Annotated in this window: 14 protein-coding genes; 4 read left to right on the forward strand and 10 right to left on the reverse strand. The window is 42.8% G+C overall.

The features are described 5' to 3' along the window. Positions 1-129 precede the first annotated feature (129 nt). Positions 130-1575, forward strand: coding sequence for an APC family permease (locus tag Q0C15_RS04905; RefSeq protein ID WP_297216949.1), 1446 nt, complete (start codon positions 130-132; stop codon positions 1573-1575). 136 nt (positions 1576-1711) lie between these two features. Here the strand turns inward: Q0C15_RS04905 and Q0C15_RS04910 are convergent, their stop codons facing one another. From Q0C15_RS04910 to Q0C15_RS04940, 7 genes are all read right to left on the reverse strand, one after another. Continuing rightward, positions 1712-3460, reverse strand: a complete 1749-nt coding sequence (locus tag Q0C15_RS04910) for a thiamine pyrophosphate-binding protein (protein WP_297216951.1) — start codon at positions 3458-3460, stop codon at positions 1712-1714. 10 nt (positions 3461-3470) lie between these two features. Next, positions 3471-3899 (reverse strand): SCP2 sterol-binding domain-containing protein, encoded by a 429-nt coding sequence (locus tag Q0C15_RS04915; RefSeq protein WP_297216952.1) that lies wholly within the window; start codon positions 3897-3899, stop codon positions 3471-3473. Beyond that, positions 3900-4928 carry an alcohol dehydrogenase catalytic domain-containing protein gene (locus tag Q0C15_RS04920; RefSeq protein ID WP_297216954.1) on the reverse strand — a complete coding sequence of 343 codons (1029 nt, stop codon included), beginning with the start codon at positions 4926-4928 and terminating at the stop codon, positions 3900-3902. Between the two features lie 543 nt (positions 4929-5471). Next, positions 5472-6809 carry an MFS transporter gene (locus tag Q0C15_RS04925; protein ID WP_297216956.1) on the reverse strand — a complete coding sequence of 446 codons (1338 nt, stop codon included), beginning with the start codon at positions 6807-6809 and terminating at the stop codon, positions 5472-5474. Positions 6810-6813: 4 nt separating this feature from the next. After that, complete coding sequence (locus Q0C15_RS04930; RefSeq protein ID WP_297216959.1) at positions 6814-7542, reverse strand: PIG-L deacetylase family protein; 729 nt, start codon at positions 7540-7542, stop codon at positions 6814-6816. Then, positions 7520-8959, reverse strand: a complete 1440-nt coding sequence (locus Q0C15_RS04935) for a glycoside hydrolase family 1 protein (RefSeq protein ID WP_297216961.1) — start codon at positions 8957-8959, stop codon at positions 7520-7522. Before Q0C15_RS04935 ends, Q0C15_RS04930 begins: the two co-directional genes overlap by 23 nt. Positions 8960-9013: 54 nt before the next feature. Then, positions 9014-10153: a hypothetical protein gene (locus Q0C15_RS04940; RefSeq protein ID WP_297216963.1), complete on the reverse strand. Its 1140-nt coding sequence runs from the start codon at positions 10151-10153 to the stop codon at positions 9014-9016. 256 nt (positions 10154-10409) lie between these two features. Between Q0C15_RS04940 and Q0C15_RS04945 the strand changes: the two genes are divergently transcribed. After that, positions 10410-10814 carry an archease gene (locus tag Q0C15_RS04945; protein WP_297216964.1) on the forward strand — a complete coding sequence of 135 codons (405 nt, stop codon included), beginning with the start codon at positions 10410-10412 and terminating at the stop codon, positions 10812-10814. Here the strand turns inward: Q0C15_RS04945 and Q0C15_RS04950 are convergent. The 3 genes from Q0C15_RS04950 to Q0C15_RS04960 all read right to left on the reverse strand — a co-directional run bounded on the left by Q0C15_RS04950 (position 10787) and on the right by Q0C15_RS04960 (position 13087). Continuing rightward, a complete protein-coding gene (locus tag Q0C15_RS04950) occupies positions 10787-10981 on the reverse strand; it encodes a hypothetical protein (protein ID WP_297216966.1) in 195 nt (64 codons plus the stop codon). The two genes, Q0C15_RS04945 and Q0C15_RS04950, sit on opposite strands and share 28 nt — an antisense overlap. 265 nt (positions 10982-11246) lie before the next feature. Further along, positions 11247-12368, reverse strand: coding sequence for a saccharopine dehydrogenase family protein (locus Q0C15_RS04955; RefSeq protein WP_297216968.1), 1122 nt, complete (start codon positions 12366-12368; stop codon positions 11247-11249). A 59-nt stretch (positions 12369-12427) separates the two neighbouring features. Beyond that, positions 12428-13087, reverse strand: a complete 660-nt coding sequence (locus tag Q0C15_RS04960) for a hypothetical protein (protein ID WP_297216970.1) — start codon at positions 13085-13087, stop codon at positions 12428-12430. A 166-nt stretch (positions 13088-13253) separates the two neighbouring features. On the opposite strand from Q0C15_RS04960, the gene Q0C15_RS04965 reads away from it, so the two are divergent. Next, positions 13254-14666, forward strand: a complete 1413-nt coding sequence (locus Q0C15_RS04965) for an MFS transporter (RefSeq protein WP_297216972.1) — start codon at positions 13254-13256, stop codon at positions 14664-14666. Positions 14667-14670: 4 nt separating this feature from the next. After that, positions 14671-15414: a deoxyribose-phosphate aldolase gene (gene deoC, locus Q0C15_RS04970; RefSeq protein ID WP_297216974.1), complete on the forward strand. Its 744-nt coding sequence runs from the start codon at positions 14671-14673 to the stop codon at positions 15412-15414. Positions 15415-15418 lie beyond the last annotated feature (4 nt).

Consider the following 15418-nt stretch of genomic DNA (forward strand, 5'->3'; position numbering starts at 1 on the left):
TTCGTCATATGATTGGTTGTGTAATATTTTTAGACATTATAGAGACCACTATCCAGATGAGATTTTTAAATATTAGTGAGAATATTATATTTAGACAATGCTTAAATATAGCGAACCAATATTATAATCATGACTAATGATATCATTAGTCATCAGACCTTAAAAACAAACACGGCTGGTTTTGCTTCTCTGCTGGGACAGTCTGTGGCCATGATCGCTCCCCTGGGTGCAGTCGCAGCAACCCTTACCGGTGCAGCTGAGTTTGCGGTAGGATCTTTGCCCCTTGCGTATATAATCTCCATTTTCGGCGTACTAGTATGGATCAATACTCCCTATCAGTTTTCGAAGAAAATTAACGGTGCTGGTGGATTCTATACATTCAATGCCATAGGTGTTGGGCCTAGGTACGGACTGATAATCGGATATATGATGTGGTTCAGTTACTTCAATGTTATAACGAATGCTATATTGTTCACCTCCGGTGTATTCATACCCGGGACGATATCTTACTTTCTACATGTGAATATAGGAACCTATACATGGATACCCATAATGACTGCATTTATAGCGATAATAACGTTTATTGCATATATAGGTATAAAACCCTCACTGGAGTACAGCTTTACCGCATCGGTCATAGAAATTATACTGTTGATCGCTTCATCAATCATTATAATAATTAAGGCTGGCCCGGCAAATTCCATACTACCATTCACGCCTATACCCGCTCATGGTTGGTCTCCAATATTCGTAGGGATGGTTCTTGCGATCTTTTCTATGTCAGGATCATCTGCAGTAGTGGTTCTAGGTGAGGAGGCCAAGCAACCGACAAAGAATATAAAGAAGGCGCTTTTGATAAGCTTTCTGATAACCGGTGTGGTATTTGTGTTAACTTCGTATGCTCTCACAATAGGATGGGGGATAAGTAATATGCCTTCATTCTTCCAGTCAAGCGTTCCTGGTCTTATAGTTACCGACAAGTATATAGGACTGCCGTTTACAATTCTCCTCTTTGCCTTCATAATAAACAGTCTGTTCGCCGGATCTCTGGCACCATTGAATACAAGTTCAAGAATGATCTTTTCAATAAGCAGAGATGGTCTAGGCCCAAGATTTCTCTCAAAGGTGCATCCTAAATATAAGACGCCATATACATCGATACTATTCGTGGCGGGACTATCTTATCTAATATCTCTATTGGCTGGAATATTCCTGACGCCAGCGATTGGTTTCCTCTATCTAATTTCAGCTTCGTCTGCTGCTTTGTTTATAGGTCATATACTTAGCAATTTTGGAGTGGGAATATCCTATCATAAGATGAAGAGCTTCAATCCATTTTTACATGCATTTGCCCCTGCAGTTGCTACTATAATATTGGCTATTGCGATATTCTATAGTTTCGTGCCTCCCGCATATCCAATTGATTATTCAATAATTACGGCTGCGATTTTCATAATAGCTACAGCGATTGGTGTTTTGATATATAATAGAAAGCATCCAGAGGCAATTAGAAAAGCGGGTAAAACTGATATAGAAATTCAGAGGGCTATCTCTTCGGATGAAGCATTGCCGTAGCTAATTGAATGAATTTATTATTAACATTTTCAATTTTTTATTGTTCTAATTTTTAAGATTCGAAAAACATCAACTGAACTTTTACGATGATTTTTAATATAAATGAAGGGAGTGTTTGTCGCTTATAAAGTTGCAATCACTGAATGATTTGTGTTGTTTCCTGTTTAATCTCCTTGGGTGGAGGCTCGCATCCTTCGAGCCAGATTTCAGCGAGAGTCTGAAAATCTGGTGGTGTCAGTCCCTTCTCTATTTTCACATCCAGAACTGCTGGAAGATTGCTTTTCTCTGCCCTTCGCAAGCCCTCTTTCAGCTCGCTTGGGGTTCTAACAGTCTCGCCGAAACAGCCCATGCCCTTGGCAATTTCCGCATAGTCCATAGACCCGAAATCCACACCAACATATCTTTTATCGTAATAGAGTGTCTGTCCTGATTTGATCATACCCCATGAATCGTCGTTAAGTACTACGCAAGTAAAGTGAATGCCCAGTCTTCTGGCAGTCTCAAGTTCGGAAACATTGTAGCCAAATGAGCCATCTCCTGTAATACAGTAAACCTTATTCCTTGGCCTGGCAAGTTTTGCGGCTATTGCATAGGCGATGCCCGTTCCTATGTAGCCTGAATCACCAGCTGAGCTGCTCAGGAAGGTGTTTGGAAGGAAGACTCTATTTGCATAATGACTCCATACTGTGGTGTTTCCGCCATCGATAACAGCTATAGAATCCCTTGGATAGAAGGATCTAACCTCAGCTATTACTCTCAAGGGGTGCATAGGAACAGCATCGGATGTCATATATTCCTCAAATTGTCCAGTCCACTGTTTCTCAAGATCCTTATATATTGCAATATATTCCCGTTCCTCGGGCATAGCAGATTCTGCCTTAAGTCTCTCTATAATTGATCTCAATGTAGCCTTGATATCGCCTACAGCACCAATAGTTACTGGCCTGTTCATTCCAATCTGTTCACCAGATATGTCTATCTGGATGAATCGCTGTTTGTCCAGATCCCCCCATATGGGTGGCCTACCGAAAAAATCAAGGTCGCCCAGTTTGGATCCAAGCACAATTACAAGATCGGCTTCTGATTGAGCGTTTATCGCGCCGTAGCTCTGTGGTATGAGCGCCAGGCGATGATCCTCAGGTATTGATCCTCTGCCAGAGATGGAAGTCGTCACAGGTATATTCATAAGTTCTGCCAATTCCAGAAGCTCTTCTGAGGCACCTGATCTAAGGACGCCTCCGCCTGCATGTATCAATGGTCGTTTTGCCCTTCTGATCTCCTCGCAGATCATCTTTACTGTTTCGTCGTCAGGACGTATCCTGCCAGTAGCCCTGTACTCATTCGGGTTCTTTATTTTCACGTCATTTTCTTCGCCGGTTTGATGCAGTATGTCTGATGGTATATCTATATGAACGGGTCCAGGAGATCCATAAAATGCCATCCTTATGGCCCTCTCCGTGATCTCCGTTATTCTATTCCAGGAGTTTATCACGGCGTTCCATTTGGTGACTGCATGTAAAAGAGAGTATTGATCAAGTGCCTGCATTGAACCATGATCAGGATAAGAACGAAAGGTCTGATTCTGTGCGGTTATAACCAGCATTGGTATATTTTCCGATGATGCGGGATATATTCCCCCCACCAGATTAGCCACACCAGGGCCAACAGTAGCTGTAACCACTCCTATTTCTCCAGTTGTCCTCGCCCAGGCATCTGCTGCATGAGCCGCTGCAGCTTCATCATGAAATGTTATGAATTTTATGTCGGAGTCGTATATAGCATTGAGAAAAGGATAAAGCTGATCGCCTGGAACTCCAAATACGTACCGAACATTTTCCTTTTCAAGTATTCTTTTTAAAATTTCTCCTCCCGTTATGCGAGACATGATCATCACCTCAATTACCCTTTATATTATAGCTGGAGTACTTTCCTTGAAATTCGGTCGGAATCTTTCTGAGGAGAGTAAGCCAGTATTCAGTGGATCCAGCCATTTTTAATATCCTTGAAAATTCGCCCCTTATGTTAAGTTTGCGAGAGATGAAGGCACTGGTTACGCTCTGCTTTCCGGTCAAAAGATCGACCCATATCTGATACTTTCCGGAGATGACAAAATCTGTTGCTCTTTCTCCTTTCCAGATGTCAGACATCTCCCCATTCTTGAGCCGATATCCTATGATTATGTCTTCGCCAACTCCATTGGCAGGATCTGCCTGTATGATAAAGGTATAGCTGGCATCCTCGTTCTTTATCATGTCCCTATATTTCTTATCGCCATTGGTCACCTCTTTAACTTTCTCCAAATATTCATTACTACCAAATTCCATTCATATATCGCCTCCTAACGATACCGAAACCTTGCCCTCAGCAGGCTCTCTTAAAAGTTTCATAAATCCATCTCTTACGGCCGAATCGATCGTAAGAACCGATGTTATGATTTTACGCCACGGAATTTCAGGATTTGACAGAAGTGTCAATGCGGTTGGCATTTCATTATATCCTTCATAAGATCCATAGATTGATATTTCATTGAGAACAGTGGTGAAGAAGTCGGCTCCTGAAATTTCCTCTGGAATGCCAACGATTATAATTTTCCCGCCTCTTTTGACCAGTGTAAAATCGGATTCAATCGCTTTTGATGACCCTGTGGTATCAAATATCAGATCCACTCCATTTCCGTTGGTGATTCTTTCTATGTAGGAAAATACATTATCTGAAATTGGATTGACAATATCAACTGAAGGCAATAGATCTTTTGCAAGGCTGAGTCTACGTGATGAGATATCCGTAATCATTATTTTAGAAGCACCTGCATGATTCAATGCAAGCTCCTCAAGCAGGCCTATGGGCCCAGCACCCTGAACCAGAACGGTCTTTCCAAGCGGTGATGATGCTATATTGATCGAATGTAGCACTATAGCCAATGGCTCGGCAAGGGATGCAGTCAGAAGATCCAAGCCTTCTGGAATCGTGAAAATAGCCTTCTCTGGAACTTTCACGAGATCGGCCATTCCACCATCCACTGATATGCCTATCATCATGGCATTCTCACACAATTCAGGTCTTCCGTTTAGACAATATGAACATGATCCGCATGGAACGATGCTTGAGCAAACTACGCGATCTCCAAGACGGACCTTTGTTACTTTATTTCCTACCCTGACCACTCTTCCAGAGCATTCATGCCCAATCACTGTGTTAGGCACATAATTCCCGGTCCTCAATGCCGTAAGATCGGATCCGCATATGCCACAATAGGCGGTACGTACGATGACTTCAGTTTCTTTGGGATCATCTGGCTCATCACGATCTTCCAGATCTATTTGATTGATCCCGTGAAAAACCAAAGCCTTCATATAGAATATGATCATCACAAGCATATATTAATATTATCATTTAAATAATTATTATTTAATACCTACATCTTGACAATAATTCATATAATGCAGCGAGATTGGATGTATTTTTACGCGTATTACTCTAAAATTGATTTTTTTGGGATCTTTACTGAGAAAGATGAAAAATTTCAGGCTCTTCAACTTTGGCGTTCTCTCATTTCATTGTTTTTGTTATTTCTGAATATCATCATTGAACAAGTAGGTTCTTTGATTTACCTTGATATTTTAAATGTCTGCACTGCAAAATATCTTTCCTATAAACTCAGAATGCTCAAAACCCTTCGATGCAGTTAATATCGTCTACATTGTTGTTCAGAGATTCAGCAATTGGTCTTATACGTTGTATATTATGTTCATGTCAGCTTGATCATAGGGTGGCGTACAAAATCGAATATTCATACTCTTGATCTCATGATGATTCAAGGTAATCTTCGCCTCCATTAAGTGAAATATTATGAAAGAGTGCATATCCTTGGCAGGATCTTTAAAATTATCATAAGGTCAGGGCATTTTGTGGGCTATTTTAATATCCTGCTTTAGAGGTACGAAGATGAATAGGATTGCATTTATAATTATGGGGATACCGCCTATGAGGCTGAGATCTCTTATGAACAGCGAGTTGTGCGTTGGTAGATACATATAAGTGATCCACAATCCGAGGACAAATCCAGAAAGGCCTGAAGGAATCCTCTCAAGTAATCCCTGCACCCCGAAGTACATTCCTTCTCTCCTGTATCCAGTAAGCATCTCGTCTTCGTCGATTATTTCAGAAACTATAGCATTAGGAAGTATGAAATATGATGCTAGACCAAGGCCAGCGAGAATCATTATTATGAACATCTGTACAACATTGCTTATGATGTGGATTAATCCAACCGTATATGCCAGCAGAACAACTGAACCGAGAAATGACATAAAAACTATGAAGGCACGTTTTTCACCGTATTTCTTTGTGAATTTCACCAGTACTGGTGAGAAAATTATGGCTGAAATGACGGCCACAAGGGTGTAAAGTCCTATGAAGGATGCATAGGAAGCGTTCCCAGGCATTACAATGTCTTCTACATAATAACCCAGAGATGCCTCGAAGAAATAGAAGCCGAATTGGAAAAATAGATAGGCGATAATATATCGATCGAACGTTCTGTTCTTAAATGTCTGAACAAACGCCTTTGCCACTGAATAATCTCGCGGTACTGGATTGTCGATCCTGTTCTCCTTGATCGTGATTCCGACTATTAGATAGGTGATGGCGGTTATAACGGAAATTATGGCGCCAATTGTTGAAAAGGAGAAATGGAGGTAGAGCAAGATAGACGGAATAATAGATGCCAGGATGATACCGGTTATGGTGAAATATGAGGCAATTGTCGTGAGCACAACTCGATCTCCAGATGAAATGGCTATCTCAGGTATCAGCGCCTGGTAAGGCAGAACGACATAAGCGAAGAACAGATTGAAGAGCATCAGGTACAGCGCCAAAAGGATCGCCATAGACATTCCGCTAAGAAACGGAAACCATATGAGTGCAAAAAATACCGTAAGTGGAATAAATCCGGTGAGTATGAAAAATCTCCTTCTTCCGACTTTGAACATCATTTTATCGCTGAAATTCCCAATAAATGGATTGGAAAAGGCCTGGATTAAAGTTCCAGCAAATACGGCCGATCCCACAAGTGAAGATGCAACGATCTTTTCGCCTTGCAGGGGAGCATAGAATATGAATATATACGTGGAGAGGAAAAACGCAGGCATCTCCACTCCAAGTTGCCCCAGAGAATAGAGTACTTTCTTTGACAGCGGTAGTTTGGCGATCTGTGGCATCTTCGAATCTATCATTTTACTACACCATCTTAAAGTATTCCTCAGAAAGGTGAATATGCAGATCCGTTCGTCTAAGGACCCTGAAAGCCTCACCGAATCTGTAACCGTTGATCGATCCAACTAAACTGCTGATCCTTCTGATTTCTTCCAGATCAAGCGATTGTGAGGCGTGGGCTTTCAGGGCATCGATCTTTTTCTCGAAAGACGTTTCAATATCCACTATAACGTTGAATCTGTTTGTTGGGGATACCGCAGCATATATCTCATTGTTCCCTGCCTTCCCACCTCCTATGTTTGGAAGCGGATAGAAGAGAACCGACTGGAGCGTTGCAAGACCCACATTCACATGATCCGGATGCACCTCGTATTCCAGAAAAGGATCTACTGTTATTACAATATCTGGGATGAATTCACGCATCGCTGGTAACAGCGATTCCCTGAGCACACGAGGATCTGGAGATTCGGTATCCTTGAAACCAAGGAACACAACCTTCTTTATTCCAAGGATGGCAGCTGCATTCATCTGTTCTTTTTTCCTTGTTTCAGTCATATCTAGGCCTTCAGTCCTCGTTCCCTTACTGCCATCGGTTGCTACGATAAGTAAGATATCGGCACCTCTTTGAGCCATCAATGAGAGGTATCCACCAGCTATCAGTTCCGTATCATCTGGATGAGGTGATACGGCAACTATCCTGTTTGCCTTCATCATGATATTGCGAAGCTCTTCACTCTGTATCATCGAGACCATTCTCCTTGCATATTCGTGCATACACGTCCGCAGATCTTCTTTTGATGCGTTTCTTCGTATTGTAATCTACCTCATACAGACCGAACCTCATGGAAAACCCGCGTGCCCATTCGTAGTTATCCATCAAGGTCCAGTGAAAATAGCCCTTCACAGGCAGTTTATCTTCATTAATGGAAGCCCACAGCTCTTTTAGATGGTCAATGATAAATGACGATCTTTTCGCGTCGTTTGCATCTGCTATACCATTTTCGAGTATATATATGGGTTTATGGTATGTGCCGTAGTTGTCTCTGAGGACATGCCTCATACCTGAGGGATAGATGTCCCACATGAAATCGGTACAGTTATGGCATGGCATGAATTCGAGATTCGACAGGGAAAAGTTTTCGCCGTTGCCGTTATATTTAACTATCAGTCTCTGGTAGTAGTCTATGCCTATGTAGTCGGGTGGCGTTATTGCATTTATGTGCACATCTTCATTACCATCCATGTCAGTATCAAAGCTACCGAGTACAGCTGCGTTCAAAAACCAATGGTTATTAAGGTATTTCATGTATCCGGCCAGCATTTTACTGGCAGGATCTTCAGAGTATGCCTCATAATATGCCGGGTTTATACCTACACCAACTTGTTTTCCTGGATCATTTCGTTTTAGTATCTTCGTGGCTATGCTGTTGGCAAGCGCAAGGTTCTTTAAGGCGGTAAATCCCAATCCCATATCGGAAAGGCCAGGAGGGAAGCCTGCTGTGTTCCCAAACACATATCCCTGCGATGATATTATCTCAGGTTCATTTATCGTCTCCCAGATATCAACGTACTCCGAGAATTGCTTTGATACATATTCCACGTATTTGGCAAATTCAACGATGATCCTGGAATCGATCCAGCCTTTTCTTACGCAGTTATTTATGTCCTTATGGCAGTTGACCGGATCATGAAGCCATATGGGGAGCGGCCAATGGTAAACGGTAAGTAATACCTTAAGTCCCCTCTTCCTTGCATATTCGAATATATCCTTATAGTGATCGATGGCTCTATGATCCGACAGCTTATCAAGAAGAGTCAGGCCAGATCCGGGGATTTGAACGTCAACTATTTCGCCCGCCTCTGTTTCTATATTGGAAGGAACATCGAAGGTTTGTTTTCTGAATATTCTGGCCCAGTCAAGGCTTAATCGAATTGAGTTGTTGTTGAGAGATACGGCGTTATCTATGTCGGTCCTGTAGAGATCCCAGAAACCGTCTCCGTTTTCTGGTAGGTCGCCGCTGACGAGGCCTTTCCTAATTATATCCTTATCATGCGTCCAGACATACCAGTCCGAGGCGTTTGATATTGAGTCTTCCGAAGTGCCCATCTCCGTCTGAAATGCCGAAATAGCTGTACCCCATAGAAAATTATCTGGAAATTTATATTTCATGTCGATCTTATACTTTTTCATGCAGATAAATTTTCCTTTTTTGTGAAATTATATTCAGATAGAACAGAATCTAGAAAGATCGCTAATATGATCTTCATCGATTGACCTTATTTTAGCAAAGAGTTCGTTGAGTCCCCGATCGTTTCCCTGAAAGTTTTTCTTCCAGAGATCTACTAAATTCAGTATTTCTTCCTGACGATGGTTCGTCAGATCCATGCATTTTTGATATCTTGCCGGATTCAGAAATTCCAATTTCCGGTGAATTTCCTCAGCTTTGATCCAGTATTTTTCATCGTACGATAATCCGATTTGATATGGCTGGATTAACAGCGGTTTGTAGAGTGAAATGCACGGATTCGGTGAAAACGTTGACCAGGCCATGACGGACTTCTTTCTGATTTCAACGATCATGGAATTTGCAGTTTGAAATCTTCTGGTAAGGCGTCCTGCATGCATGCAAATATCAAAATTGGTGCCTCTATGCGGTGAGAAGTTGTTTTCTCTATGAGACCGTAGGATTTTCATCATATATTCGGGATTGACTTTTTCAGAGAAATCGCTGAGCAGTTTGTTTGTCTGTGATGCGCGTTCTTTACCATGCCCGAACATTGTATAGATCATATTCAATTTGTGCGCTTTCCTATTCTGGACGCTAACATCTGAGCTATCGACGGGATAATTGGAGATCGAACCAAGGCGATCTATCTTGGATATGAATATCTCTCTGTCGATGGTTTCTACGGTATATGCATTCTCATAATCCGCGATCAAGAATAGATTATCGTAATATTCATTCCGCGTATGGCTGTTAGATCCTCCCTGACCATACCTCTCCAGATAGTCCCTTATCGATTCGATCGCATCTTTTGCTGTTTTCCCCTGCTCAAGAGCTAATCTTAGTAGATCCATGCCAAGCAGTCCTGTTCTACCGAATTTCCTCTTCGTGAATATGGCCTCATTTCCGATAGCAACTCCAAATTCATTGAACCCCATCTCTGCTCCCCACATCCAGATCGGCCTTGATATAACCACGGCATTTACATCACCATTGTACTCGACCTCAGTATATGTGGCCCTGATCGATCCTTTCCGTTCATCATGAGGATAATATTCTACAACCTGAATTTCTCCTGGTTCCCTATCGCTGTTCTTTCCAAAATACGCTACATCCTTCTCTTCATTATTCTCTGGCATAGAAATAATGGTATCACACATGATGCTGTATACAAAGACTATCTGTATTTAAATTACTCCCTGTTTCATCGCTTCGGCATGTTCGAAGCTGCGTGAAAATGAAAATCCATAATGCAATTTGATCCCCATAGTGAAAAAGATCCCATTATAACGATTCAAGGGCTAAAATCCGAGGTTGAACTTGGAAGGGATCATTCGAAATTAACGCATTTCGACCCAATGATGAAAATTTTTTATGTATTCTGATGATGCCAGTATGTTGAGCTACGAAGTTGTGGATCATGAGAGCGATATCGGCGTGATTGTTTACGGAAAGAGTTATGAGGAATTATTCTCGAATGCAGTGTATGCAATGGCCGATCTAATACTTGATGTTTCCAGATTGAAGGAAAATAAGAAGATGCATGAGGTAATATCTGGTAAAACCCCAGAGGACATAATGGTGAATCTTCTATCGCGCATACTCTTCTATCTGGATACCTATTACATTCTGTATTATCGTATAACCTCGAAATACAGTGATGGGGAGCTTGATGCGTATTTCTATGGATCTGAGGTACCAGAAGGCATTGAATACAGGAATGTGATAAAGGCTGTAACATACAGTGATCTCGCCGTCAAGCCAGAAGAAGGCTATGCAAAAATAATATTTGATCTCTGACATGCTCTCCTCGCTGAAGCTTCGGAGGTTCTACTTTTGCTTCCCGTTACTCCATCATCCCTCACGGTCTGGGAGCGTTTTGCAGATCCTCCATCCTTGAGTTTCATGGTCGTTCCTGTCCTGAACGCTGCCCCTTTGAGTGGTATCAGTGCTTCGCTTGCATGCATCCCTGTCTGCATGCAATTTGGATGTGCTTTTTGCCCACAATGCTTGGGAAAGATTGTGGAGGCATTCCAAACCAGTACTCTACTGGTTTTTGTATGGAAGTATCCTGCATGCCTTCTTCGAAGGACTTATCCACAGGACTCTCCATGCATACTATTAGCCCTGCATTTATGTACTTTCCGCAATTCATCTCCTCACTGAAGGTCGGAGCTTTCTTGCTAATTTTCCCGTAAGTACGGTAAAAGGATGCTTATGGGTATATTCAGATTATGATTCTGTAATCCTGAGATTGATCTTGTTTCTGATCAGATTCTTTATTAGTTGATCGAAGTAGCCCTGTGTTCTTGAAAGCACCTCCGGAAAGATCACTCCTGACATGGATACGTTTCTGTTCATGAGGTATTCTCCAGTTATGCTGGCCGGCAAAGAGGTGGCAAGATCCATGGCTGTTCTCTTCAATTCGTCGGAATAGTGCAGCTCCATCTCCGCAGTTCGTTTCAGTTTTCGTCCGGATCGCTCACCGTCCACCTCAACGCGCATCAGCGCTACGTCGTGTACATCTGGTCTGAATAAGGTTTTTAACAAAAGACGTTCAGAGATCTCAAACATGCTGAGATTGCATCCAGGTATTCTATCGCTGGAGAAGTAGCCAAGGTCTCTGATGGCAGCCATCTTTTCTGCGTGGCCCTTATATCTGACGGTCTTTTCAAACATTTCTCCGGTGCATGCAATGTTCCTGATCAGGCTTCTGAGTCCATCAGTATAAAATGATTCGAGATTGTCGTACGTTCCTATACTCAACATATCGATGCCGGAGAGAGGTGGTACCTGTGTTTTCTTACCGTCCTTAACTATATTCACAGGCCGGGTATATTCATCGATAAGTCCCTCTATCGACCATGTAATGGTGTAATCTATCGGTGGAACCTGATGATCTGGTATTCCGCCTACATATATGCGTACATTTTCAACGATATCCAGATCTCTCACGAAGTAACCAACTATGGCATTTGTCAGACCTGGAGCAAATCCCATATCCGGTATTATGATAGAACCAGAGTTTTCCGCAATACTGTTCAGCTGATATGGATCCTCTGGCGTGTATGAAACGTCCACAATCTTATTGCCGGTTTTCACGGCATTCTTCAGAAATGTCATGCCGATGCTGCCAGGCAGCGCACTCATTGTGATATCGTAATTCCCCAGAATGCTATATGAAGCATGATCCAGGGCATCGAATTCCATTGTCCTAATTTTAGGTATTCTGTCCCTTATCTTGTTCAGAGAATCTCTGCTTCTATCCGCGATATCAACTTCATATCCATCGCCAATCAGATTCAGAGCTATTCCTGCACCTATATTTCCTGCGCCAACCACAAGTGCGTTCATAATGATATATGACTATGGCATTACATATTACTTTTGAAATAGTCATTTCAGCGTAAGTATCAAGCCTTAACCGAAGCCTTTCTGAACACAGCGCTCCTGTCGAAGAACCCTATCCAGAGGAGGACGATGCCGATGAACTCTGCATAATACAAAAAGGCAGGAAATTTCGCTATGTATAGAGTGCCGGCGATGCTGACTATTATGACGCCCAGAATTATGGAGAACAATCTGAAATCCCTCTTTCTTCTGTAACTTAGAACAGCTATGGCTATTATGACCACAGCTGCAGGAAATGTTATCAGGGAAGAGGCGATGGTATCATCCAATGGAAGCGGGCCAAATACCACATAATGGAGGATTATTCTCTCCACAGGAAACAGTATCAGCGATATTATGAGATAAATTGATACAATCATGGAATAAGCGTAATAATAGCTCAACCATTTTCCGCCGGAAATGTTTGCCGAACCAAACGATAAAAAGAGGACAAGTTCCGCAACCGCAAAAAGATAAATCTTTATCAGGGACTGATTGAATATACCATAGGCAAAAACTGTTTCCAGCAGAACGGAGAAGGCAAAGAGCCACATTCCTATAGACCAGAAGAGCGAAGATCTTCTGTGATTTCTGACATAGTTGAGTGTGAGAAAGATGGATAGCACGGCTGAAAGTATGAATATCAATATCGTGGAAGCTATGACCACCGCCTGAGCATTCATAGATATCGCATTTCAAAGAGGCGTATAATATTTCTCATTTTTCAGAGGCTCCTGAGAATTCTTACATCCGTTCCATTCTTATATACCATGTTAATAATAAATATAGGGATGACATCGAAAATATTTCATACGAAATAAATAAATATATCCATTGAGTTTATCTACTGTGGACGAAGAAAAAGTTTCTGTTGTTCATAAAACCGAAGTTAGGAAAAGTCAGGTGAGATGGGTCATAGTTTCTCTGCTGTTCACGGCCATTCTGTTCAACTACGCGGACAGGGAGATATGGATCGTGTCAGAACCTGCCTTTGCCTATGCATTTGGATGGTCTCATTCAGCAACGGCTCTCACTGCCACTGCAATACACAATATTTCCTTGATACTGTTTTTCTGGTCTCTTTCATACGCAATATTCAATTTTCCTGGCGGCTGGATAGTGGATAAGCTTGGTCTGAGAAAGTCTATGACGACCATGTTTGCAATCTGGTCAGTTTTCACGGCTCTAACAGCTGCGACATTCAATTTCATCAGCATGGCCATCGTCAGAGTCATAATGGGTGCTGGTGAGGGGCCTGTCTGGCCCATAAACTCAAAAGTGGTGAAGGGCTGGGCAAACAGATACGACGAATCAAAGTCGTTTACGCTGGCCGGTGCTGGACAGGCGGTTGGGCCAGTCATCGGCCTTGTTGCCGGAGGCATACTCGTTACGCTCTTTGGATGGCAGGCAGCTTTCATACTGTTCGGTGTTCTTGGGCTTATATTTGCCGGCATATGGTATTTCTATGTCAGAGATAGACCTGCAGAGGACTCGAAGGTCAATAGCGAAGAATTAGCGTACATCAGGGAGGGCAAGAGCGATGAGGAGAAGGAAGAAAAGGTTCTTCCGTCCAGGATCAGCTGGAAGATCTCAGCCAAGATGATATTCGGAACGCAGGCAGGTTGGGGCACATTCCTTGTTTTTCTCTCATTTGGTTATGTCCTTTTCACCTTCCTGTACTGGCTTCCACCGCTGATGTTCTCTACCTTCGCGCATACAGTTGAAAAAAGCGGACTTTATTCCGCAGCCATAGATGTGGCTCTAATCGCAGGATTCCTTGGTTCGGGCCCGTTCAACGACGGTCTTCTGAAGAGATTTCCTGATAACAAGCCGCTGGCGAGAAGGCTCGGCGCTATAATACCCATGGTTCTCATGATCATAATGGTAGGCATGTCCTACTTCACCGGAAAAGCGCATAACCTTATCGGAACGGCAATATTCCTTGGCATCGGAAGCGGTCTCATGAATCTCACGGTAGGATCCTGGGCCGTGAATGCGGTGGATCTGGCGCCAGCTGGAACCTCTGCTACCGTATACGGAATATACAACGGTTCGCTCAACTTCATAGGTGCTTTCAACTCCATAATCGAAGGTGCACTGTTCATCAAGTATGGACCTGTCCTTGCTTTCACCAGCTCTATCATATTCATGCTGATGTTCCTTGGGGGTTATCTTGGTCTCATAAGAAAGAAGACGTGGGAAAGGGCGATGGAGTACAAGGAGCAACTTTCAAAAGAGGCTTACTCATACCTCAAGGGGTGAATCTTTGAAATACACTGTAGAACAGATCATGCGGCTGGTTGATCACAGCGGGCTTAAGCCGTATCTGACCGAGGACGACATAAGAAATCTCGTGGAGGAGGCCCATATGATGGGCAATTATGCAGTCTGCATCGAGCCCATATACGGCAAGTTAGCTCTTGATCTCATAAAGTCCAAGAAATACCATATAAAGCTTGACGTCACGCTAGATTTTCCATTCGGATCGCTTTCCACAACTTCAAGGAAGAAGATCATAGAAGATTCGGATTATGCGGATGAAGTAGACATCGTCGTTCCAATGGGGTATGTGAAATCCCACCGCTGGGATCTTGTCGATCAGGATCTTAAGGATATCGTTAAAGCTGCAAAGGATATGGGTCTTGTTATAAAGATCATAACTGAGGACGGTTATCTGACTCGTGAGGAGAAGAACAGGATCTACGATTCGGTGATAAGATCGAACCCGGATTTCATAAAAACAAGCACCGGCTTTGCAGATAAGGAGTACTGTAAATCTCTAGGAAATGTCTCTGGTGCAGATCCAGAAAACGTGAGGCTGATGGCCAGCAAGGCCAGCGAGCTTGGATCAGATATTGGCATAAAGGCCGCGGGAGGCATACACACGTACAGTGAGGTGGAGAGGATAATAGACGCCAGTGGCAGACCGATCGATCCCGAGAGGCTGAGGATAGGCATGAGCGGAACAAAGAAGCTTTTTGAGGAGATGCTCGCAATAGAGAAGGCCTGATACT

It is taken from the genome of Thermoplasma sp. (genome assembly GCF_023256435.1).
Classification (GTDB): Archaea; Thermoplasmatota; Thermoplasmata; order Thermoplasmatales; family Thermoplasmataceae; genus Thermoplasma.